Source organism: Clostridium amazonense, from assembly GCF_056431285.1.
This window is the reverse complement of the sequence record NZ_JBWKMH010000033.1, coordinates 982,146-1,004,412: the sequence shown is the minus strand read 5'-3', so window position 1 is coordinate 1,004,412 and position 22,267 is coordinate 982,146. Positions and strand designations below refer to the sequence as shown.

The window sequence follows — 22,267 nt, the reverse complement described above, 5'->3', positions numbered from 1 at the left end:
TAAATGGATGTATTTACACTTAAAATTTTAGCAATAATATGTATGGTATTAGATCATGTAGCAACAAATATCCCTGGTATGCCAGTATGGTTTCATTGGTTTGGAAAATTAGCTTCGCCTATATTTTTCTATTTTATAGTTGAAGGATTTTTCTATACAAGAAGCAAAACTAAATATATGGGAAGATTATTTGGATTTAGTATATTAATGATAGGAGTAGATTTAATATTTAATATTCATAACAACATATTTTTATCACTTGGAACATCAATATTATTATTAACAATAATAGAATACACAAAGAATAGCAAAAAATATATAATAGGTATCCCAATTGCTATAATAGCAGGACTTTTAGGTGCTTTTACAGAAGCATCATTATTTGGTGTAGGAATGACTTTAATATTTTATTTCTTTAGAGAAAAGAAAATAGCAATGTCAACTGTGTATATATTATTTTCGTTGTTAATAACTGGAACAATATCTATAGTGATACAAGGCAATGCATATGAACAATTATTTATAAATGATCCACAATGGATGATGATATTTTCTATAATACCAATACTTTTATATAATGGGAAAAGAGGAGTAAATAATAAATTTACAAAATACCTATTCTATATATTTTATCCAGCACATTTAATAATAATTTGTACAATAGCTAAATTTATAGCATAGAAATATTATAATAAAAAAGAAGGATATCTACTTTATAAGTGTAGGTATCCTTCTTTTTACCATTGATTAATTGTGGATTTAGAACTTATAATTAATAGAGTGTATAATTTTAATATAAATTATATATAGAATCTTTTTATAAAGGTGGGATAAAATGATTTTTTTTGAAGAAGTAACGAAGATACATAATAGAGTAGTAAGTTTGGAAAATTTAAACATAGAAATTAATTCGGAAAAAATAACAGTAGTATTAGGCAAAGGGAAAAGTGGAAAGACTACAATGCTAAATATGATTAATGGTTTGGATAAACCAGATATAGGTGAAGTTTATATAAATAATATAAATATAAAAGAATTTGATTCAAAAATTTTAAAAAGCAATTGTGGCTATATGACAACTGGCGGTAATTTATTTTCTAATATGAGTGTAAAAAAGAATATATATTTATTACCTAAAAAATTGAAATGGGATAAAGAAACCTATGAAAGTAGGGTTCAAGAGTATTTTGAAATAGTAGAATTAAATTATTATGAGTATATAAATAAAAAAGTATATGAATTAAATGAAGTTGAATACTATAAGATAGCATTAATTAGAGCATTCTTAAATAATTCTAGTATTGTAATTTTAGATGAACCTTTTAAGGAAGTAACAGTAAATACAAGAATGGAACTTCAAGAGGATTTAATAAAATTTCAAAAAGCATTGAAGAAAACAATAGTATTTGCAACAGATAATATAGAAGAGGCAGTTAAAATAGGAAATTATATTATAATTTTAAATGAAGGTAAATTAGAAGTTTATGATAAGGCAGAGAGTATTATGTCTAACCCCAAAAGTAGTATTTTTACAGAAAGTTTATCAAATGACTTATATTTAAATATGTTAGAAAGTATGAAAATTGAAGATTATATGATACCTAAGTACGGAAAGGAATTTAGTGAAAAAATTTCTGAAAATAAAACATTGAAGGATGCACTTAGTTATATGTTTCAGAAAACTGTATATGATTTGGATATAATAGGTGAAAATGGAAAAATTGTAGGGGCTTTAAATGTTAAGGATATAATTAAAGCATTAACATATTTGAAAGGTGACCCAAATGAGTAAAAAAAGATATATATTAATATTAACATTATCAATAATTCTTGGAATTTCAGTTGTAGTTTTAAATTTATTTTCAAAACAACCATTTTGGAATATATCTCATAGTGTTAAGTATTTATTTCTAAGTCATATATCAATGGCAATTATAACTATGATAATAGGAATTTTATTTACAATATTTATATTTATAATTTTAAACACTAAGATATTAGCTAAATTTTATTATATATACAAATTAATTATAGATATTTTAAGCAATGTACCAAGTATAATAATGTTAGCAATTTTGGGCATTTTAGTAGGAATGGGTAGAAAATCTATATTTATAGTATTGATAATATCTAGTATAATTATTTTTAGTAAAATGATTATCGAGATGAAAAAAAATATGAATATAAATTTATTAAGAACAGCTAAATCTATGAATATGAATACTTTTGAGATTGGAATAAATATTTATATAAAAGAACATAAAAATAAAATATTTAAAAGTGTTGTAAAATCTATTAGAGAAAATATACAAATATTAATATTTGCGCCAATGGTAGGGGTGTATAGTTTAGGAACACCAATATTACTTGCAATTGAAAGAAAAAACATTGAGTTAGTACTAGTAGGAGCATTACCTATAGTAATAATGATGGTTATACTAACATTATTACTTAATAATAATGAACAATAAAGAAGAGAGAAATCTCTTCTTTTTAATTGTAAAAGAATTTAAATAAGTAGGCTAAGGTTTGTTTTTGCAAATTTAATATAAAATTTTAAAATAACATATTGATTTATTAGTGTATTAACTATATAATACATACATAAAGAAAAATAATTAGAATAGATTCATATATTTTTTTGTCTTGAGTGTATTAATGTAATGATACATTGATTTTCAAGAACTATATAGGGGAGGTGTAATTTTGGAGCTTAATCAAGGTATTGTATTTATTATTGGATTACCATTATTAATGTTAGTAGTTTTTATAAGAGATGTTAAAAGGAAAAATAAAAAAGAATATATAGACTATAATAGAGAATTTATATGGATTTTATTTGTAATATACATATTACTACTTATATCATTATTTATTTTTCCATTAAAAATAGATTTGAGAAATGATTTATCAAGACCTGATATTAATATAATTCCTTTTATCTATACTTTAGAGAAAATTAAAACTTTTGATTTACAAAACAAGGTATATATTATAACATTTTTAAAAACTATAGTAGCACATATGTTAATTGTTTTACCTATAGGAATGTTCTTACCAATACTTTATAAAAAATTTAATGATTTTAAAATTATAATTACTAGTGGATTTATAATATCATTTGGAATAGAAGGAACTAAATATATGTTATATTACCTTGGAAATGGTGAAATTTTTAGTATAGATAATATAATATTGAGAGTTTTAGGGATTCTATTAGGATATTTTATATATCATATATTTATGATAAAAATTAATAAATTTCTATTTGAAAATATATAAATTGAAGAGGTGAAGTTAAAGTGATAGAAGTAAAAAATGCATTTAAAAAATTTGGTCGAATTAAAGCTTTAGATGGAGTAAGTTTTAATGTTCAAGAAGGAAAAATAACAGCATTGCTTGGTATTAATGGTGTGGGAAAATCCACAACACTAAAATCTATAATGGGACTTGTAAAACTTGATGATGGTGATATCTTTATTGATGGTGAAAAGCTTAAACATAAAACATACAATAAAATTGCAATGGTTCCAGATGTGGACACACAATATCCTAATATGACAATAAAAGATGCATTTGAATATATGGAAGTATTTTATGAAAATTGGGATATGGATAAAGCTTATAAAATGTTGAAGGTGTTTAAATTAAGTGATGATAGAAAAATGGCTAAATTATCTAAAGGAAATTTAGCAAGAGTAAAAATAATTTTAGGTTTTTCACAAAATGCAAAATATCTATTATTAGATGAGCCATTTTCAGGAATAGATGTTTTTACAAGAGAAGATTTTATTGAATCAATGATAAATTATATGGATGAGGATATGGCTATACTAATTACTACTCATGAGATAAAAGAAGTTGAGAATATAGTTGATGAAGTTATTTTATTAGAAGATGGGAAAGTAGTTTTAGACTTTAATGCAGAAGAAGTGAGAGAAAATGAAGGATTATCTGTATTAGACAAGATGAGGGAGGTATATAGGAGTGCAAAAGAATAATAAATTTTCATATTTATTGAATAATGAAATTAATAGAGGAAAGAAAATTTTATTAACTATAATTATTGGACTTATGATACTTACATTGTTTATAGGAATATCAAGTTCAGTTTCAATAAATGAAGAAATAAAACAATTAATTAAAGAAGGTAATACTTTAGAGCAGGCCTTATATTTAAATTTTAATGGAAGGCTTATAGCACCAGGTGAAACACAAAATTATGTAAGATATGGTATAACACTAAGTTCACCTTTAATTGGTTCATTTATAATACTATGTTATGCAGCATTTTGTTGGTATAGAGAGTGGTTTGGTAGCAATAAAACTATATATTCACTAATTATGTTACCAGTATCTAAATCGGTAATAATACTTTCAAAATTAGTATCAGTTGTAATTTACTTTTGTGTATTAATTGGAACACAATTTATAGCAGAATTTATAAATTATAAAGTTTTTTATGCAATTTTACCTAAAGACGGTGTATTAAACGTAAATTTTTTAGAAGTTGTTAATAGAGGGAATTTATCTATTATATTTGGAGAATTTTTAAATCCTATAGAACTTATATTATTTTTAACTTCAGTTATATTAATTATATTTACTGCAGTTTTTATAGAAAGATTTATAAAAGGAAAAGGATTAATATTAAGCATAATTTATGGTTGTATATATATTGCATTATATACATATGTACCTTTTGAAATGCTTACATTATTTGCAGGTGAAAAATTATTATACTTCATAATTGTACCTTCAATATCAATAATATCTAATTTTTATTTATCTAAATACCTATTTGAAAATAAAGTTTCAGTGTAAGGAGGTAAAAGTATGAAAAAGACATTTAATTTAGTTATGACAATAGTAGCAGTTGGTTTGACTCTAACTTTTGCAATAAGCAGTGTTATAGAAAAGCAACCATATAATAAAGTTGAACTGAAAAAAATAAGTGGAGATTATTCGGCACTTAATGATATAAATTTAGAAATTTTAGAACCTAAAACTACTTATTCTGCTGATAAATTAGTGATTGGCAATGATGGTGAAAAGGTAAGTAAGGTTAAATATGATTCATATAGAAATGTATCAGAAGAAGTTTTAAAAAATAAAAAACTGTATAGAGATGCAATGAGGCATAGTGGATATATAAACTATGATAACGAAAATTACAAATTTGTTGTATCATCATCTTTTGATTATACAGGACGTTCAAACAGAAATAATTATAGAAATACTATACATGTAGCATATAAAAATAAGGAAAATAATAATATAGAAAAATTTGAAAAAGTTATAGAAGCAGATGGAAATATAAATTTATTAAAAGCATTTGATTTTGAAAATAAAGTAATGCTTTTACTTGAAAACTCATCAATGAATGAAAAAGGTGAATCATATAAAAGTTTATTTTTATATGAATTAGAATTACAAAGTAAAGATATTAAATTAATAAAAGAATTTAAAGTAGAGAAAATTTCAGGGGTAGGCTCAAAAGATGTATTTATTATTAATGACAATGTTTATATAAACAATATGAATAGTGTTCAAGATGATAAAATGAGTTTTATAGTATTAAACCTTAAAGAACAAACTATAAATACAATTGAAACTGAAAAATTAAACTTTGGTAAGAAGGATTTACAAGTGCATAGTTGTAGCGATTTAGATGGTGAATATATATATACATTAGTAAATATTAGAGAGCATTATATAACAAATAAAGAAGAACAATATTTTATTAAATTTAATATAAAATCAAATAAATTTGAAAATATTAAAAAAATTGGGGATATTGACATGAGTGAAGGACAGTATAGTAACATAGTTGATTTAAAGGTTAAAGATGGAAACATGTATTTACTTTCACAAAAAGTTAAAGAAGAGTTAAATTATTATAATGATAAATTTGATTTGCAATTTAAAGTTTTAAATTTAAATGAAAATAAAAATAAATTAGAACTAAATATAGGCAATACTTCAGGATATTATAATGAAATAAAATTAGCAGAAGTGAATTTAAATGAAAAGTAAAGGGAGATGGTTTAGTGAATTTTTTAGTTAATGATAAGGAACCTATATATCTCCAAATAATAAGGCATGTAAAACAGTCCATAGTAAAAGGTGATTTAATGCCTGGTGATACAATTCCATCTAGAAGAGAGCTGGCAGAAATATTAAAAGTAAATCCCAATACAGTTCAAAGAGCATATAAGGAGATGGAAAGTATGGAGATGATAAATACAGTTAGAAATTTCCCAAGTAGTATAACAACTAATGAGGAAATTTTAAAAAATATAAAAGAAGAACTTATAAATGAATCATTAGAAGTATTTATAGAAAACATGAAAGCTATAAATGTTTCTAAGAATGAAGTTATAGAAATAATTAATGAAAGATACTAAAATATAAAAATTTAAATAATTAAGAATTAAGATTTAAAGAATGAATTCTAAGATATATATTAGTTTTAATCTACAATCATTAATTCTTAATTCTTTAAAAAGTTCTATTAAGAAGGGAAAGGGAGTAAGTACATGAAGAAAATAAAGAAAATTTTTAATATTGCTATTTTTATGTTGCTAATAATTCAATTTGTTGTGCCACAAAGTGTGTTTGCAAAAGATAATAAAAGTGATATTAAAATAAATAGTATTGAAGTCGGTTACGATAAAAAATATAAAGTTGGGTATGAAGTGCCAATAAAAATAGAAGTTGAAAATATAGGTAAAGATTTTAATGGACAAGTTCAAGTATTGGTACCTACAAAAGATAATAATAATATGTTTATGGAAAAATATTCTGGATATGTTGCATATTCAAATAATATTTCAATTGAGGCTAATACAAAAAAAACAGTGACAATATATGCTGAAATAGCTGATTATATTAGTAATTTAGTTAGAGTTACTGATGGAGAGAAAGTTATTGTAGAAGAAAAGTTAAAATCTTATGGTGGCTCATACTCAGATACTCCGTATATTGGAGTTTTAACGGATAATCCTACATCTATGACATATGTAAAAGACGCAATATTAAATGGGAACTCTAAAAGTACTGTTATAAATTTTACAGAAAAAAATTTACCAGATGTTTATGAAGGATTAAGGGCATTTAACTCAATCATTATAAGCAATTTTGACACTTCAAAATTATCAGAAAGACAATATGAAGCATTAAAAAAATGGGTTTTAAATGGTGGAAGTTTAGTATTAGGAACTGGAGAAAATTATGAAAAGACACTTAGCATATTCAAAGATGATTTTATTGTAGGTGAAATTAAAGGTTCACAAAAAATAGATAGTGATAAAATAGTAAGTTTTGTAAAAGGTGATGATGGAAATATTCCATTAAATATAGCTAGTATTAAAGTTGATGGAATGAAAATTATTTTAGAGGAAAATAAAGAAAATCCATTAATAGTTAAAAGTAATAAAAATAGTGGAAATATAATTATAGCAGCTTTTGATTTTTCAAGTAACAATATTTCAGAGTGGAATAAAAATAGTAATTTAATAGCTAATATATTAAATAATAACAAATTAATTGCTGATAGTAATAATACTTTCTATGATAATATTTGGGAACTGCCTAATATATTATCAAGATTTTCAGAGATAAATCAAATAAAGATAGGTACGCTTACATGGGGATTACTAATATATATACTACTTATATTCCCAGGTGCGTATATAATTTTAAAGAAAAAAGATAAGAAAGAAAAAATGTGGGTAGTAGCACCAGGTATAGCAGTTATATGTTCTATAGCAATGATATTTTATGTAAAGATGTCAGGGGTTAATAAAATTTATGCAACATCAGTTAATTTTGTTAATTTGAATAATAATAGGGAAAGCACTCAAAGTTTAATATCATTAAATAATTTAACTAAAAAAGAAAGTAGAATAGAGTCAGAAATAGATATTAAAAGATTAGAAACTAATAAAAATCAATATGATGATGGTAATGCAAAAATGGAAATACCTAATAAAATAAAGGCAACAGTTAATCAAGATGACAATTCACTAGTTCTAAATGATTTGAATTTAGTGGAAACTAACTTATTAAAAGGATATGGAACAAAAGGCGAAGCAGGTGATATATCTTTAGAATTTAAAGTAGAAGGTACAGAATTAATAGGAATATTAAAAAATAATACAAAGTATAAACTAGAAAATGCATTTATAATATCTAATTCAGGAACAATTATGAACTTAGAATCAATTGAACCTAATGAAGTTAAAGAGTTTAACTTAAATGATGTTAAACTTTCAAGTAGTTTATACAATGGTTCATGGGATGTAATAAATGAAATATTAAAAATTGATAGAAATCAAGATATAAGTAGATTAAAAGGAAAAGAGAAAGAGGAAAGAATAAATCTTGAACTGAAAGCCTCTATATATGAAATATTATTTAGGATGCAACAAGAGCAAGTTCAGAATGTTGGAAAATACAGTATTGGGGCAATAATAGACAATTATGAAACATCACCTATATTAGTAGATGGAAAAGAAATAAAAAAATATAATAGAAATACTTTATTTACTAGTATGGATGTGAAATTTGATATTCCAACAGGCAAGGAATTTGAACTTCCGGAGGAATTTGTAAATTTCACTGTACAGCCAATAGGGAAAGAATTTAACTTTGACAATTATAATAACACATTTTATAGCAATTCAATGGGAGAAGTAATATATTCATTAGGCAATGAATTTGAATATTCTAAAGTAAATATAAACTTTAGTGGAACGAATAGTGATTATGAAATATATAACTTGGAAAAAGGCGAATATGAAAAGCTAGAAAAAGATATTAAAAACAAAATTATTGATAAAGAAAGTATAAAAAAATATTTAGATGAACAAGCTCAAATAAAAATTAAAGTAAAAGTAAGTCCTGAGGGGGAAGCACTAGTGCCTAAATTATCAGTTAAAGGGGTGAAAAGATAGATGCTTAAGATAAATAATTTAGTAAAAAAATATGGCAACTTTAAAGCTGTAGATGATCTAAGTTTACATGTTAAAAAAGGCGAAATATATGGATTTGTTGGGCCAAATGGAGCAGGAAAAACTACGACAATGAAAATAGTGAGTGGGCTTTTAGCATGTACTAGTGGAGAGGTCTATATAGATGGTATAGATGCATTGAAAAATCGTAGATTAGTAAAAAGAAAAATAGGATATATGCCTGACTTCTTTGGAGTATATGATGATTTAAAAGTAGAAGAGTATTTAGAGTTTTATGCATCTATATATGATATTGAAGGAAAAGAAAAAGATGAATTAATAAAAGATCTTTTAGCACTTGTGAATTTAACTGATAAAAAAGATGCTTATGTTGATGATTTGTCTAGAGGTATGAAGCAAAGATTATGCCTTGCCAGATGTTTAGTTCATAATCCAGAACTGTTAATACTCGATGAGCCAGCATCAGGAATGGATCCTAAGTCTAGAATTGAAATGAAAAATATATTAAGAACATTAAAAGATATGGGAAAAACAATTATAATAAGTTCACATATTTTACCGGAACTTGCAGAACTATGTACAAATATTGTAATTATTCAAGGTGGAAAAGCAATAATAAGTGGTACAGTTAAAGAGGTTATGGATAATGTGTATAAAACTAAATCTATAAAAATAAAAGTTATAGAAAATGCTGACAATGCAATAAATACATTAAAAGAATATGTAGAAGTGAGCAATGTAAAAACATTAGTAAATAATATAATAACTGCAGATTTTAATGGAAATGATGAAGTGATGAGTAGTATTTTAGAAAGGCTTATAATGAAAAAAATAAAAGTAGTTGACTTTACAACTATGGAAGGTAACTTAGAAGAAGTATTTATGAAGGTAATTGGAGGTGAAAACATTGAAGAACATTAAAATGAATCCTGTATTGAAAAAAGAAATGAAAATATCTATGAGAAGTATAAAGAGTAGTGTAGTTGTAGCAATTTATCTTGGTATATTAGTACTAACTTTATGTGGTTCATTATATTTAGAATCGGCTTATAGAGGTATGATTATAAGAAGGGATGCAACAATAGCTTTTGTAATTTTAATGATTATTCAGTTTAGTTTAATATCATTAATAGCACCAACAATTACAGCAGGAGCTATTTCAGGTGAACGAGAAAAGCAGACATTAGATATACTACTTACTACAGATATGAAATTTTCCTCTATAATTACAGGAAAGTTATATGCATCTCTAAGTAGAATAGTGCTTTTAATATTAACATCAATACCTATATTTATATTTTTATTATCTTATATTGGAATAAATTTAAAATATGCTATATGGATATTAATTATGAATTTGATAACAGCAGCATTTGTTGGATCAATAGGTCTTTATGCATCAACTTATTTTAAGAAAACTATGGTAGCGACAATAGTTTCATATATAGTTATATTTTTAATATATGTATTACCAGTTATAATTTGTGGAATAACACAAATTTATAGTGCAAGCAAAGGAATGACACCATTAGTAAACTATGATAGAACATACTATTATATTCTTGTAAGTCCAGCTGTAGGCTTTGTGTCACTTATACTTTCACAATTGGGAATTTCAGTAGAAAGTATGTTTGGAAGTACTTTAAGCTTGAATTATCTAGGATTAAAGTCATATGGTGTTACAGCAATAATAATGATAATACTTACAATAATACTAATTATATTAGCTACAAGAAGAATAAATCCAATGAGAGAACGTAGGAAAAAAAATAAAAGAAAAAAAGAAGTAGTAAAGAGTTAATTTTTTTAGAGTTAAAAAATAATTAAATAGTAATATTAGAAAATTGAGAATGAAAAATTAGAAATAATAAAAGAAAAGATATTAATAAAATTATATTTTATATTCATTCTCAATTTTAAATTGATACATAAAAGTTTTAAATAGGGGTGGTGAATATAAGTGGATGTAAGAGATATTAAAAAAAAATTATTAAAGTGTAAAATTAGAATAGCTATAAAAAATTTCCTGAACAATATAGTAATTGCGTTGAGTGTAGTTTTTGCAATAGGATGTTGTATAAAAATAGCATCTATGATTATACCAATTTATGATATTTTAAATAAAACTATATGGTTGTCTTTTATAGTTTTAGCATTATCTTGTGTTTATAGTATTTACAAAGTTCCCAGTTATAAAGTTGTTGGAAAAGAAGTTGATTTTCTTGGATTAAAACAGAGAGTCACAACAATTTTAGAAATGAAAGAAGAAGATACTCCATATTACAAATTACTTTTTAATGATGTAAAAAATGAGTTAGACAATTTTGAAGTAAATAGTATAAGCATATTTCCACAAAAAAAGTATTTAAAAATTTGCTGTGGATTAATAGTAGTTTTTGCATCAATATTATTTATTCCAAGTCCAATGAAAGATAAAGCAGAAAAATTAAAAGCATTAAATGTTGAGCAAAAACATGAAGTTGAAAAAGTGGAAAAAATAGAAAAAGAAATAAAAAACAATAATGAAATTAATGAAATAAAAAAATTACAGATAGAAAAAGAATTAAAAGATTTAAAAAAAGAAATAAAAAAGAGCAAAGATGAAAAAGAAATTACAAAGTCGTTGGAAAAAGCTACAGTGAAATTAGATAATATAAAGAATAAGAATTTAAATGCTGTGGCAAATAGTTTAGAAAAGAATAAAAGTTTAAAAGGATTATCAGAAGCTATAAAAAATAAAGATAAATTAAAGGAAGAAATAAAAAAAGCAAAAGAAACTTTAAAAAGTGCTGATGATAGTGAAAAAAAGAGTATTGCAGAAGCGTTAAAAAAAGCAGCAGAAGACATGGATGATGCAAAATTAGGTGAAGCATTAAATAAAGTTGCAAAAAACATGGAAGAAAATGATGATGAATTATCAGAAGCTACAGATGCTTTAGAAAAAGAGTTAGAAGATGAAATGAATGAAGATGCCATTGAAAGTGTAAAAAAACAAGTTAAAAAGAATTGCAGTAGTGGTGGAACATGAAGTGCTAGTACGGATGGTAGTGGAACTACAAGTGCAAAGGGAACAGGAAATGGATCTGGAAATAGTGGAAGTAGTGGAAGTGGTTCAGGAAGTGGTGCAGGGAACGGAACTAAAGTATCAAATACTACAAAGGGTAGTACTAGTATTAGTACTGGTGTAGGAAAAGATAAAAAGAGCAATTATGAGGAAACTGAATGGGATAAAGTTTATGTAGGTGAAAGAATAAATAAAGATGGAAATGATGAAAAGATGAATGGAAAAGTAAATGATGATGGAAGTAGCACAATGCAGAAATCAAGTAAATCTAAAACTTCAGCTGGAAGTTATGTAGAGTACAACAAAGTTATAGGTGACTACAAAAATGAATCATTAGAATCTATGGAGAATAGCAGTATTCCAAAATCAATGAGAAATATAATAAAAGAATACTTTTCAATAATAGAAGAATAAACTTTTAAGCTATTCATGATGTGGTTGAGAATGAGAGCGTTGCAATGTTATACACAAATTAACAATTAACTATGAACAATTAACAATGAAGGATAAAACTGAAGTCTCAGTTTTTTAAAATCAATTTTTATAATGCATTACAAAGGAAATTATTTAAACACCATATAAAAACTAAATTTTATAAAATATACAAAGTAATAATTATATTTACTATTAAAACTATGATTAGTAAGAATATTATAATGGGGAATTTATTCTCCAAAATGAACTTTTTATGGATAAATATTATATTAATTTTATTTGAAGTGCAAATAAAACATTGTAGCGAGGATTTCAATCCTCGGGGATATCAACCATCATTGTTAATTGCTAACTGTTAATTGTTAATTGTTAATTGGTTACAAATATAATAATGGAATAAACTGTAAGAATAGTAGTATCATTTGATAAAGCTATTATTTTAAATTTGAACCCTAGAGTTATATTCAAGAGAAATTAAATATTATATGAAATACAAATTGAAACACAATAAAATGAGGAGATGATAAAGATGGAAAAACAAATAAGTTATGATGAAGATAGAATTAAGGAAATTATAGATAAGATAAATAAAGTTGAGAATGAGATTGGAAAAGCTATAATTGGACAGAAAGATGTTATAAGACAGGTTATTATAGCAATATTACAAGGCGGAAATGTTTTGTTAGAAGGTTCTCCAGGGCTTGGAAAGACACAACTTGTAAAGACATTATCAAATGTTATGGATTTGCCTTTTTCGAGAATTCAATTTACGCCAGATTTAATGCCAGCTGATGTTGTTGGTACTAATATAATTGTGAAAGATAAAGATGGAAATAGTGATTTTTCATTTCAAGAAGGACCTATATTTTCAAGTTTAGTTTTAGCAGATGAGATAAATAGAGCAACACCTAAAACACAATCTGCATTGCTAGAAGCCATGCAGGAGCATACAGTTACAGTTGGAAAGAAAACATATAAGCTTAAGGAACCATTTATAGTGCTAGCAACTCAGAACCCAATTGAAATGGAGGGAACTTATCCACTTCCAGAGGCACAGTTAGATAGATTTTTATTTAAACTAATTGTACCTTTTCCAACATTAGAAGAACTTAAAGAAATAATGAATGTAACAGTAAAAAATAAGGCTATAGATTTAAACAATGTGATTACTGGAGAAGAAATTTTAGAAATAAGAGAAATTTTAAGAGAAGTTCCAATGTCAGAAGCGGTTGAAGAATATGCATTAAGAATTGTTTTAGCAACTCATCCCGAATATGAAAAGGCTCCAGAAATAACTAAAAAATATATAAGATTTGGAGCAAGTCCAAGAGCAGCACAAGCATTAATTACTGCCTCAAAAATAAGAGCAATAATGGAAGGAAGATTTAATGTAGCTTTTGAAGATATTAAATATATAGCATATCCAGCACTTAGGCATAGATTCTTTTTGAATTTTGATGCTATAACAGATGATGTAAGCAGTGAAGATGTTTTAAAAGAAATATTAAAAATTGAATTAAATAATCTTCGCTAGAATAAGGTGAATCAAATGGAAAATAAGATTTTTGATAAAGAGTTTTTTAATAAACTAAAAACTATGTCATTACAAATAAAAGCATTGACAGAAGGTGGACAGTCTGGTGTACGTCGCTCAAAATCAAAAGGTACATCTGTTGAGTTTTCAGACTTTAGAGAATACAACATAGGCGATGATATAAGAAGAATAGATTGGAATGCATACGGACGATTTGAAAAATTATTTATAAAATTATTTGTAGAAGAAAAGGAAGCTAATATAAATATATATATAGATTGTAGTAAATCTATGGACTTTGAAGGAAAACGAGAAGTTACATTGAAGATTTCAGCAGTATTAGCTTATTTAGCATTAAATAATCAAGATAAAGTAAATATTAATTTAATTACTAGGGATGGAATAAAAAGTGAAAAATATTCAGGTATATTATCTTTTCAGAGAATACTTAATTTTATAGAAAAAGAGACTTTTGAGGGAACTGTAAAAATCAATAATTCTATAAAAAGAAATAAAATAAAATCAAAAGGATTATCGATAATCATATCAGATTTTTTAAATGAAGAAGATATAGAAGATAGTATTAGATTTTTAAAATATTGTCATCAAGAAATATTAATTATAAATGTTTTAAGTGACAGTGAATTAAACCCAAAGTTAAATGGTGAGGTTACACTTGTAGATAGTGAAAGTGATAAAAAAGTTCAACTAACAGTAACATCAAAAATTTTAACAAATTACAAAAAAGCATTAGAAAGATTTACATTAAACTTAAAAAATGTATCACAAAAGTATGGTGGAAAATTAATTCAGGTTTCAAGTAATGAATCAATAGATAAAATTATTTTTGATAAGCTTTTTAAGGAGGGAGTGATATAAAATGAAATTTTTCTCTCCAATGAATTTATGGTTTTTAATTTTAATTCCAATGTTTATAGCTATGTATATATTAAAGAGAAAACATGAAGAAGTGAATGTTTCTAGTACAATGCTTTGGAAAGAATCATTAGAAAATTTAGAGGCAAGTACTCCTTGGGAAAAGTTAAAAACTAATGTACTCTTTTTTTTACAATTACTAACATTATTGTTATTAATATTTTCACTTGCAACTCCTTTTATTTATAGCAATTTAAAAGGATATAGTAATGTAATTATAGCTTTTGACAATAGTGGTAGCATGAATTATAAAACTAAATCTGGAACTAAGCTTGAAGATAGTAAAAAGGAAGCAATAGATATAGTGAATAATCTTCCAAGTAGTGCTGAAGTTACAATAATAAAATCATCACCAAAGGCAGAGATAATTTTATCATCATCAAAGGATAAAAAAGCTGCAAGGAATATAATTAATGAAATAACTTCAAGTAATGCAATTGATGCAAATGATGGTGCAATCTCACTTATAAAATCTATGGCATCTGTAAATAAAGATATTGCATATTATTATTTTACAGATGAAGAAATTAAGATAGATAATGTAAAGGGTCAGGTAGTATCCTTTGAGAAGGTAGGAGAAAATGCATTAGTTGAAAATTTAGCTACGGTTGTAGAAAATAATGAAATAAATGCATTAGCAACTATAAGTAATAATTCAAAGGAACCTAAAAATTTAGAGGTATCACTTTATGGAGATGATAAGTTACTTCAAATTAAAGAAATTTCAATAGGTGGAGAAGAAAGTTTAAATGTTCAATTTGATAAAGTAACTAATAACATAGAAACTATGTATGTAGAAATAGATATAGATGATAGTTTAAATGAAGATAATAGATATTATAGTGTGGTAAATCAAGCAACTAGGAAAAAAATATTGATGATAAGTGAGCGGAATTTATTTTTAGAAAAGGCTATATCATTAAGAAATGATGTTGAGTTTTTTAAAACTAATGATGCAAATGAAATAAAGGAAGGCTATGATGTATATATTTATGATGGCATTATGCCAGAAGAACTGCCTAAGGGGGGAAATGTTTTAATTATAAATCCAAGTTTAGAGAATAAATATGTATCACTAGATAATGAAGTAGAAGGTGGAAAAGCATTATTTGTTAAATCTAAAGTTACCGAGTATATAGAAGGTGAAGGCTTTGAACTTGCTAAATTTAAACCTATAAATCTAAATGGAAACTTTGAAAGCTTTATAGAGTTAAATGATAAATCATTAGGAGCAGTTGGAGTAGTGAATAACTCTAAAATAGCAGTTTTGTCTTTTGATATACATGATAGTGATATGCCACTAACATATAATTTCCCAGTACTTATGAATAATTTAGTAAATTATTTATGTGGAAATAACATTATAGATAGAAGCGATTTTATTTGTAGTGAAGAGGTAAAAATATCTATTTTAAGTGATGTAAAGAACTTGAAAATCATAAACAATAATAAAGATGAAAAAACTTTCAATACAGATAATGAAAAAGAATTAATTTATAAAGATACAATTAATCCAGGAATATATGAAGCAATTCAAAATAGTAAAGAAATAAATTATGATAATAAATTTTCAGTAAATTTTCCAAGAGAAGAGAGTAAGGAAAGTAATTTCAAAAACAATGATAGTGTAGAAAAAAGTAATGATAATACATCTGTAAAGGGAATTAACATTACAAATTTATTAATAATACTTGCGATTATATTAGTTGTATTAGAATGGTTTTTCTATATAAAACTAAATAATAAATAAGGAGGGGACAATATGAATTTTTACTTTGAGAATAAGATATATTTATTACTATTGGTTTTTGTTCCTTTCATTATTTATTTTGGAATTAAGAAACTTAAATATATAGATGATAAAAAGAAAAAAATTATTATAACATTAAGAACAGTAGTAATAGTATCTTTAATTTTAGCATTGAGTGGAACTAGCTTCTATTGGAATGCTAAAAATACAACTACAATATTTCTTTTAGACAATTCACAGTCAGTAAAGTCAAGTCAAAAAGATTTTGAGGAATTTGTAAATAAGGCTATAAAAATAAAACCTTCAAAGGATAGTGTTGGTGTAGTAGCATTTGGAACAAAGCCATATATAGAAACTTTTGTTTCAAAGGATGGAAAATTTTCAAAAATATCTAATGAAGTAAATAATGAATATACAAATATAGAAAAAGCAGTTCAATATGCATTTTCTTTGTTTCCAAACAATACAAAAAAGAGAGTGGTTCTTTTAAGTGATGGATTTGAAAATGACGGTAATGTTTCCAATGTAGTTTCATCATTAAAGGAAGCTGGTGTTGATTTAAAAGTATATAAGTCAAAAGAAAAATCTTCTAGTGATGTTGCTGTAGATGAGATAAAAGTATCAGAAAAAGTTAATTTAGGAGAAACTTTTGATGTTAATTTAAAAATAAAAAGTACAGTAAATACAAAAGTTAAAATAACACTTTATAGTGGTAATGTGATTGTAGGAAAAGAAGAAGTCAATGTAAATAAGGGTGAAAATAATTTTGTATTTAAAGATACAGCTAAAGAAGGTGGCTTTAAAAATTATAGAGCTAGTATAGAAGCTGATGTTGATGAAGAAATAAGAAACAACGAAGCAAGTGCATTTACAGAAGTAATGGCAAAACCTAAAGTACTTGTGTTAGAAGATAAAAAAGAAGAAAGTGATGAATTAGTAAATATTTTAAATTCGTTGCAAATACCATATAAAAAAATGGATGCATCTGTAGCACCTAAAACTATAGAAGAATTAACAGCATTTAAAGCAGTTATAAGTTGTAATGTAGCTGTTGATAATATGGCAAAAGAATTTTTAAATTCAATTGATAGTTATGTTAAAGATTTTGGGGGAGGATATATTGCTATAGGTGGAGATAACTCTTATGCATTAGGTAGTTATATGGGAACACCTCTTGAAAAAGTATTGCCAGTAAATATGGAAGTAAAGGGAAAGAAAGAAGTTCCTAAAATGGCTATGGGACTTGTTATAGACCGTTCAGGAAGTATGTCTGATACTATAGGAGGGCTTAGCAACTTGGATCTTGCAAAAGAAGGTGCAATAAGAAGCTTGAAATCTTTAAGAAATGGAAAAGATGAGATAAGTGTAATTACCTTTGATGATGCATTTTCAAAAGTAGTTGATAGGCAAATAGTTAAAGATGAAAATAAAATAATAGAAGATATTGGTTCTATAACATTAGGGGGTGGAACTAGTATAGTTCCAGGACTTACTGAAAGTTATGAAAGTATGAAATCAAGTGATGCAAAGGTAAAACATATTATACTATTAACAGATGGTCAAGCTGAAAAAAGTGGTTATGATGAGTTAATAAAAAACATTAATGAAAATAATATTACGGTATCCACAGTAGCGGTTGGTCAAGGTGCTGATAAAATTCTTTTAAAGAATATAGCTGAAAGATGTGGTGGAAGGTATTATGAAGTTTCACAAGGAACAGATATACCACAAATATTTGCAAAAGAAACTTTTTTAGCACAAAAGTATTACTTAAATAATAGAGAACTTACTCCAGTTATAAATTCAAAAGGGGGAGTACTTACAGGAGTCTCAGAGAATGGACTTCCAACATTACTTGGATATATAGGAGCATCACCAAAATCAACAGCAAATGTACATTTAAAATCAGATGAAGATGACCCAATACTTACAACATGGCAATATGGTCTTGGAAAAACTGTTGCATGGAACTCAGATTTAACAGGACAATGGACAAAAAATTATGTTGGTTGGAATAACTTTAAAACATTGTGGAACAATTTAATAAATTATAGTACTAATAATTTTTCAGAAGGTGGAAATTATATTGAAAGTACTAAAAATGGAACTGATTTAAATATTGTTTTTAGAAAAGAAAGTGAAACTAATGTTGAAAATTCTAAAGCTAAAGCAATAGTTGTAACTCCATCCAAAGAAAGAATAGAAATTCCTTTAAATCCAAAATCATCTAAAGAGTATAACGGTACAGTTGAAGCAAAAGAAACTGGAGTTTACATGATACAAGTTGTAGAAGAAGTAGATGGAAAGGTAAATTCTACAGCTATAGGGGGATATTCTAATCCGTACTCAGAAGAATTTTCTTTAGATAATAAAAAGGATGTTACAGAGTATTTAATTAGTGAGTTAAATGCAAAAGTTATAACAGATGAAAATGAAGTATATAAAGAAAATAAAGTGGCAAAAAAGGCTAAGAGGGAATTAAGTGATATGTTCATCATAATAGCACTGATTACATTCTTTTTAGATATAGCCTTTAGAAGATTAGATTTATATAGTTATATGGGAAAATTTAAGAGGAAAATAAAAGTAGAAAAAAGTAATACTGTAAAAAATACAGATGTAAAAGTAGAAAAAACACCTAATGTTGAAGTAGAAAATAATTTAGAAAATGGCACTGAACTTTTAAGTAAGAAAAGCAAAACAAAAAAGGATAAGCAAAAGAAAAAGACTAAAATCCATGATGAAAAGAAAATATTAGATACAAAGTCGTTATTGAACAAGAAATAAGTTGAAAATATGATTTAATAGAAGATAAAGTACTTAAAATATCATTAGTAATTTGTACTTTATCTTTTCATTAGAAAATATACAAAAATTTCTTGAATTGTTTAATTATTAATACTATATTAGTAATTGGTGTGATTAAATAGATTTCACTATAAAAATTTTAGGTGGGATGGGGTTATGAGAAATAGATTTATTAGACTTCAATATTTGATAAGTAATGAGATGGATAGAGCAAAAAAAATTTTATTTCCATGTATATTAGCATTTATGGGATTAATTTTAGGCTATGGAACAGTAAAAACACTAAAATATAGAAAAAACATATTTCAATTAAAAAAAAATAATAGTAGTGATGAGATTATATTAAAGCAATTTGGTGATTATTTGACATCAATAAACTTATTTAAAGAAATATATACCTTTATGATTATAATTCTATTATTGGGATTCATATTTATAATGATTTATTCAGCATTTTCATGGTATAGAGAATGGTTTGGTGAAAATAAGACAATTTATTCTATAATTATGTTACCAATAAAAAAAAGCAATATAATTTTATCAAAACTTATAACTAGTATTATATATTGCTATTTATTCTTTTCAACTCAAATATTTTCATATTTTTTAATTTATAAAATTTTTTATATTGTAATACCAAAATTTTTTACTTCTAAAATAAAGTTTTTATATACAATTAGAATTATTGATTATAAAACTATATTTAAATTTGGAGCATTGGCTAACCTACATATGCTATTGTTTTTTTTATCTATAGTATTAATAATTTTTGTTATGGTATTTTTAGAGAGATGTTTTAAAAAGACAGGTATTATATTAGCTCTATTATATGGCAGTCTATTTGTATTTTTATATGGAATACTTCCATTTAAGTTTGTAAGCTTATTTTCTTTTGAAAGATTGGTGTATTTTGTAATTATATCAATTATATCAATTGTATTAAATTTTTATATAGCAAATACATTACTAAATGAAAAGATTTCAGTATAAATGAGGTGATGGTGAGTGAAAACTAGAGGGAATTCTATAATTATTGGAGCTACAGCTTTTATAATGCTAACATATATAACGTTATCTGTTGTTGGAGCTAGAGAAAATACAGAAATAGAAATAGAAAAAATAAATGGTAAAATATCACAATTAGGAAATGTAAAAGTTGTAGCTATTGCACCTTATAGTGATTTTAAAGCAAGAAAATTGATATTTAATAGTAATGGAAATAATGAAATAGAAGAGATAAAATATGATAGATTTTATAATGTAGATGAAAAAGTATTAAATAATAAGGACTTATATAGAGAAACTATGTATCCAACAACTAGCTTTGAAAATAGTGATGTACAAATAATCGGTAGTGGCGATTGGAATGAAATAGATATAGCTGAAAATTTGAATTCATACACTATAAATATAGCGTGTAAGGAAAAAAATAGTGGAAAGATAGAACGAATAAAAACTGATAAAAAGGTTTATGATATGTCATTATTAAAAATTCAAGTAGTAGGAAATAAAACATATTTAATAGCAGAAGAAGTAGAAATGAGCAATGATAAAATGGAACCTAAGCTTGTAGTGTATAATGTAGATTTTAAAAATAAAGCAATTGATGAAGTTAAGAGATATGATGTTTTGGAAAATACTAGATGCATTCCATCAAATAATTCTGTTAAAAATAATAAGTTTTATTTTTTAATAAATCATAATGCTGATGATTATTTAGGGAAAAAAAGTGCTTATAAGATATCAATAGGATGTATAAATTTAAATACACTAGAACTTGATACAGTGGATTATGATTTGTTTGAAGTAAATGATATGGAGTTAGATAGTTCTGTTCAATATTATATAGAAGGAAATAAACTTTATGGAATTAGCACTGTAGCCACTAATTATAATAAAATAAAGAGTGATTATTTTTTTCAATTTGATTTAGAAAAAAATAAGTTTGATATTGTAAAGGAATTAGGTATAAATGTTAATACAACTAAAAAAGAAGAAGATATAATAGATTTTAAAGTAGAAAAAAATAAAATGTGTCTATTATTAAGAAAAAAATATAAAGAAGATGATGGAAATCCGATAAGACAATCTGAGTGTTTTGTTAAAGTAATAAATATGGATACACAAAAAGAAGTAATGATGGCAAAAATATTGCCTAACAGTGAATATTATTATTCAATAAAACTAGATAAAGATTTGTCTAAAACTAAAGAAAAGGGAGCGTAAAAATGAATATTACAGTAGTGTCAGTAGGAAAATTAAAGGAAAAGTATTTAAAATTAGCAATAGATGAATATAGTAAAAGGTTATCAAGATATTGCAAGCTTGATATAGTAGAGCTGCCTGATGAAAAAACACCAGATAATGCATCAGAAAAGGAAGAATTAGCAATAAAGGATAAAGAGGGACAAAACATATTAAAACACATTAAAGAGAATAGTTTTGTAATAGCATTAGATTTAAAAGGTGAAATGATAACATCAGAAGGACTTGCAAAATATATAAAAGATTTAGGGGTAAGAGGAAATAGTAATATAGTTTTTGTAATAGGTGGTTCATTAGGACTAAGTAATGATGTAATAAAAAGGGCAAATTATAAATTATGTTTTTCTAAAATGACATTTCCACATCAACTATTTAGAGTAATGCTTTTAGAACAAATATATAGATCATATAGAATCAATAACAATGAGCCATATCATAAGTAAAAAATTGAAGTAACTAATATTTTAAATAAAAGGGTAAGCAAATGATTGGTTAATGGA

General features: G+C 25.2%; 20 protein-coding genes. All 20 read left to right on the top strand.

Going from position 1 to position 22,267, the window contains the following annotated elements; translation table 11 throughout:
- Window positions 1–3: 3 nt before the first annotated feature.
- The 20 genes from AC07E4_RS19455 (at window position 4) to rlmH (ending at window position 22,210) form a co-directional block, all read left to right on the top strand.
- Complete coding sequence (locus AC07E4_RS19455) at window positions 4–681, top strand: TraX family protein (RefSeq protein ID WP_478217232.1); 678 nt, start codon at window positions 4–6, stop codon at window positions 679–681.
- A gap of 154 nt (window positions 682–835) precedes the next feature.
- Window positions 836–1,792: an ATP-binding cassette domain-containing protein gene (locus tag AC07E4_RS19450; RefSeq protein ID WP_478217231.1), complete on the top strand. Its 957-nt coding sequence runs from the start codon at window positions 836–838 to the stop codon at window positions 1,790–1,792.
- Window positions 1,785–2,471 carry an ABC transporter permease subunit gene (locus tag AC07E4_RS19445; RefSeq protein ID WP_478217230.1) on the top strand — a complete coding sequence of 229 codons (687 nt, stop codon included), beginning with the start codon at window positions 1,785–1,787 and terminating at the stop codon, window positions 2,469–2,471. The genes AC07E4_RS19450 and AC07E4_RS19445 overlap by 8 nt, the downstream gene beginning before the upstream one ends.
- Window positions 2,472–2,706: 235 nt before the next feature.
- Window positions 2,707–3,282: a VanZ family protein gene (locus AC07E4_RS19440; RefSeq protein ID WP_478217229.1), complete on the top strand. Its 576-nt coding sequence runs from the start codon at window positions 2,707–2,709 to the stop codon at window positions 3,280–3,282.
- A 20-nt stretch (window positions 3,283–3,302) separates the two neighbouring features.
- Window positions 3,303–4,001 carry an ABC transporter ATP-binding protein gene (locus AC07E4_RS19435; RefSeq protein ID WP_478217228.1) on the top strand — a complete coding sequence of 233 codons (699 nt, stop codon included), beginning with the start codon at window positions 3,303–3,305 and terminating at the stop codon, window positions 3,999–4,001.
- Entirely contained in the window at window positions 3,988–4,824 is an 837-nt protein-coding gene (locus tag AC07E4_RS19430; protein WP_040330039.1) for a hypothetical protein, read from the top strand. Before AC07E4_RS19435 ends, AC07E4_RS19430 begins: the two co-directional genes overlap by 14 nt.
- Window positions 4,825–4,836: 12 nt before the next feature.
- Complete coding sequence (locus AC07E4_RS19425; protein WP_478217227.1) at window positions 4,837–6,036, top strand: hypothetical protein; 1,200 nt, start codon at window positions 4,837–4,839, stop codon at window positions 6,034–6,036.
- 14 nt (window positions 6,037–6,050) lie between these two features.
- Window positions 6,051–6,407 carry a GntR family transcriptional regulator gene (locus AC07E4_RS19420; protein WP_040330041.1) on the top strand — a complete coding sequence of 119 codons (357 nt, stop codon included), beginning with the start codon at window positions 6,051–6,053 and terminating at the stop codon, window positions 6,405–6,407.
- Window positions 6,408–6,539: 132 nt separating this feature from the next.
- Window positions 6,540–8,957: a hypothetical protein gene (locus AC07E4_RS19415; protein WP_478217226.1), complete on the top strand. Its 2,418-nt coding sequence runs from the start codon at window positions 6,540–6,542 to the stop codon at window positions 8,955–8,957.
- Complete coding sequence (locus AC07E4_RS19410) at window positions 8,958–9,896, top strand: ABC transporter ATP-binding protein (RefSeq protein ID WP_430830801.1); 939 nt, start codon at window positions 8,958–8,960, stop codon at window positions 9,894–9,896.
- Entirely contained in the window at window positions 9,883–10,776 is an 894-nt protein-coding gene (locus AC07E4_RS19405) for an ABC transporter permease (protein ID WP_040330045.1), read from the top strand. Before AC07E4_RS19410 ends, AC07E4_RS19405 begins: the two co-directional genes overlap by 14 nt.
- A gap of 159 nt (window positions 10,777–10,935) precedes the next feature.
- Window positions 10,936–12,003, top strand: a complete 1,068-nt coding sequence (locus AC07E4_RS19400) for a coiled-coil domain-containing protein (protein ID WP_478217225.1) — start codon at window positions 10,936–10,938, stop codon at window positions 12,001–12,003.
- A 249-nt stretch (window positions 12,004–12,252) separates the two neighbouring features.
- Window positions 12,253–12,453 carry a hypothetical protein gene (locus tag AC07E4_RS19395; RefSeq protein ID WP_040330048.1) on the top strand — a complete coding sequence of 67 codons (201 nt, stop codon included), beginning with the start codon at window positions 12,253–12,255 and terminating at the stop codon, window positions 12,451–12,453.
- A gap of 550 nt (window positions 12,454–13,003) precedes the next feature.
- Window positions 13,004–14,008, top strand: a complete 1,005-nt coding sequence (locus tag AC07E4_RS19390) for an AAA family ATPase (protein WP_478217224.1) — start codon at window positions 13,004–13,006, stop codon at window positions 14,006–14,008.
- 15 nt (window positions 14,009–14,023) lie between these two features.
- Complete coding sequence (locus tag AC07E4_RS19385) at window positions 14,024–14,887, top strand: DUF58 domain-containing protein (RefSeq protein WP_478217223.1); 864 nt, start codon at window positions 14,024–14,026, stop codon at window positions 14,885–14,887.
- Between the two features lies 1 nt (window position 14,888).
- Window positions 14,889–16,694 (top strand): vWA domain-containing protein, encoded by a 1,806-nt coding sequence (locus AC07E4_RS19380; RefSeq protein WP_478217222.1) that lies wholly within the window; start codon window positions 14,889–14,891, stop codon window positions 16,692–16,694.
- Between the two features lie 12 nt (window positions 16,695–16,706).
- Window positions 16,707–19,481 carry a VWA domain-containing protein gene (locus AC07E4_RS19375; RefSeq protein WP_478217221.1) on the top strand — a complete coding sequence of 925 codons (2,775 nt, stop codon included), beginning with the start codon at window positions 16,707–16,709 and terminating at the stop codon, window positions 19,479–19,481.
- Between the two features lie 177 nt (window positions 19,482–19,658).
- Window positions 19,659–20,492, top strand: a complete 834-nt coding sequence (locus AC07E4_RS19370) for a hypothetical protein (protein WP_478217220.1) — start codon at window positions 19,659–19,661, stop codon at window positions 20,490–20,492.
- A gap of 15 nt (window positions 20,493–20,507) precedes the next feature.
- Window positions 20,508–21,728: a hypothetical protein gene (locus AC07E4_RS19365; protein ID WP_040330056.1), complete on the top strand. Its 1,221-nt coding sequence runs from the start codon at window positions 20,508–20,510 to the stop codon at window positions 21,726–21,728.
- Window positions 21,729–21,730: 2 nt separating this feature from the next.
- The gene (gene rlmH / locus AC07E4_RS19360) at window positions 21,731–22,210 is read left to right on the top strand and encodes a 23S rRNA (pseudouridine(1915)-N(3))-methyltransferase RlmH (RefSeq protein WP_040330057.1); all 480 of its coding nucleotides are present in this window, start codon (window positions 21,731–21,733) and stop codon (window positions 22,208–22,210) included.
- Window positions 22,211–22,267: the final 57 nt, after the last annotated feature.

Excerpts from the sequence above, each read along its gene's own strand:
- AC07E4_RS19385 (WP_478217223.1), top strand. The coding sequence starts at position 14,024 with ATGGAAAATAAGATTTTTGATAAAGAGTTTTTTAATAAACTAAAAACT.
- AC07E4_RS19445 (WP_478217230.1), top strand. The coding sequence starts at position 1,785 with ATGAGTAAAAAAAGATATATATTAATATTAACATTATCAATAATTCTT.
- AC07E4_RS19415 (WP_478217226.1), top strand. The coding sequence starts at position 6,540 with ATGAAGAAAATAAAGAAAATTTTTAATATTGCTATTTTTATGTTGCTA.
- AC07E4_RS19410 (WP_430830801.1), top strand. The coding sequence starts at position 8,958 with ATGCTTAAGATAAATAATTTAGTAAAAAAATATGGCAACTTTAAAGCT.
- AC07E4_RS19450 (WP_478217231.1), top strand. The coding sequence starts at position 836 with ATGATTTTTTTTGAAGAAGTAACGAAGATACATAATAGAGTAGTAAGT.
- AC07E4_RS19455 (WP_478217232.1), top strand. The coding sequence starts at position 4 with ATGGATGTATTTACACTTAAAATTTTAGCAATAATATGTATGGTATTA.
- rlmH (WP_040330057.1), top strand. The coding sequence starts at position 21,731 with ATGAATATTACAGTAGTGTCAGTAGGAAAATTAAAGGAAAAGTATTTA.
- AC07E4_RS19390 (WP_478217224.1), top strand. The coding sequence starts at position 13,004 with ATGGAAAAACAAATAAGTTATGATGAAGATAGAATTAAGGAAATTATA.
- AC07E4_RS19370 (WP_478217220.1), top strand. The coding sequence starts at position 19,659 with ATGAGAAATAGATTTATTAGACTTCAATATTTGATAAGTAATGAGATG.
- AC07E4_RS19395 (WP_040330048.1), top strand. The coding sequence starts at position 12,253 with ATGAATGGAAAAGTAAATGATGATGGAAGTAGCACAATGCAGAAATCA.
- AC07E4_RS19375 (WP_478217221.1), top strand. The coding sequence starts at position 16,707 with ATGAATTTTTACTTTGAGAATAAGATATATTTATTACTATTGGTTTTT.
- AC07E4_RS19380 (WP_478217222.1), top strand. The coding sequence starts at position 14,889 with ATGAAATTTTTCTCTCCAATGAATTTATGGTTTTTAATTTTAATTCCA.
- AC07E4_RS19425 (WP_478217227.1), top strand. The coding sequence starts at position 4,837 with ATGAAAAAGACATTTAATTTAGTTATGACAATAGTAGCAGTTGGTTTG.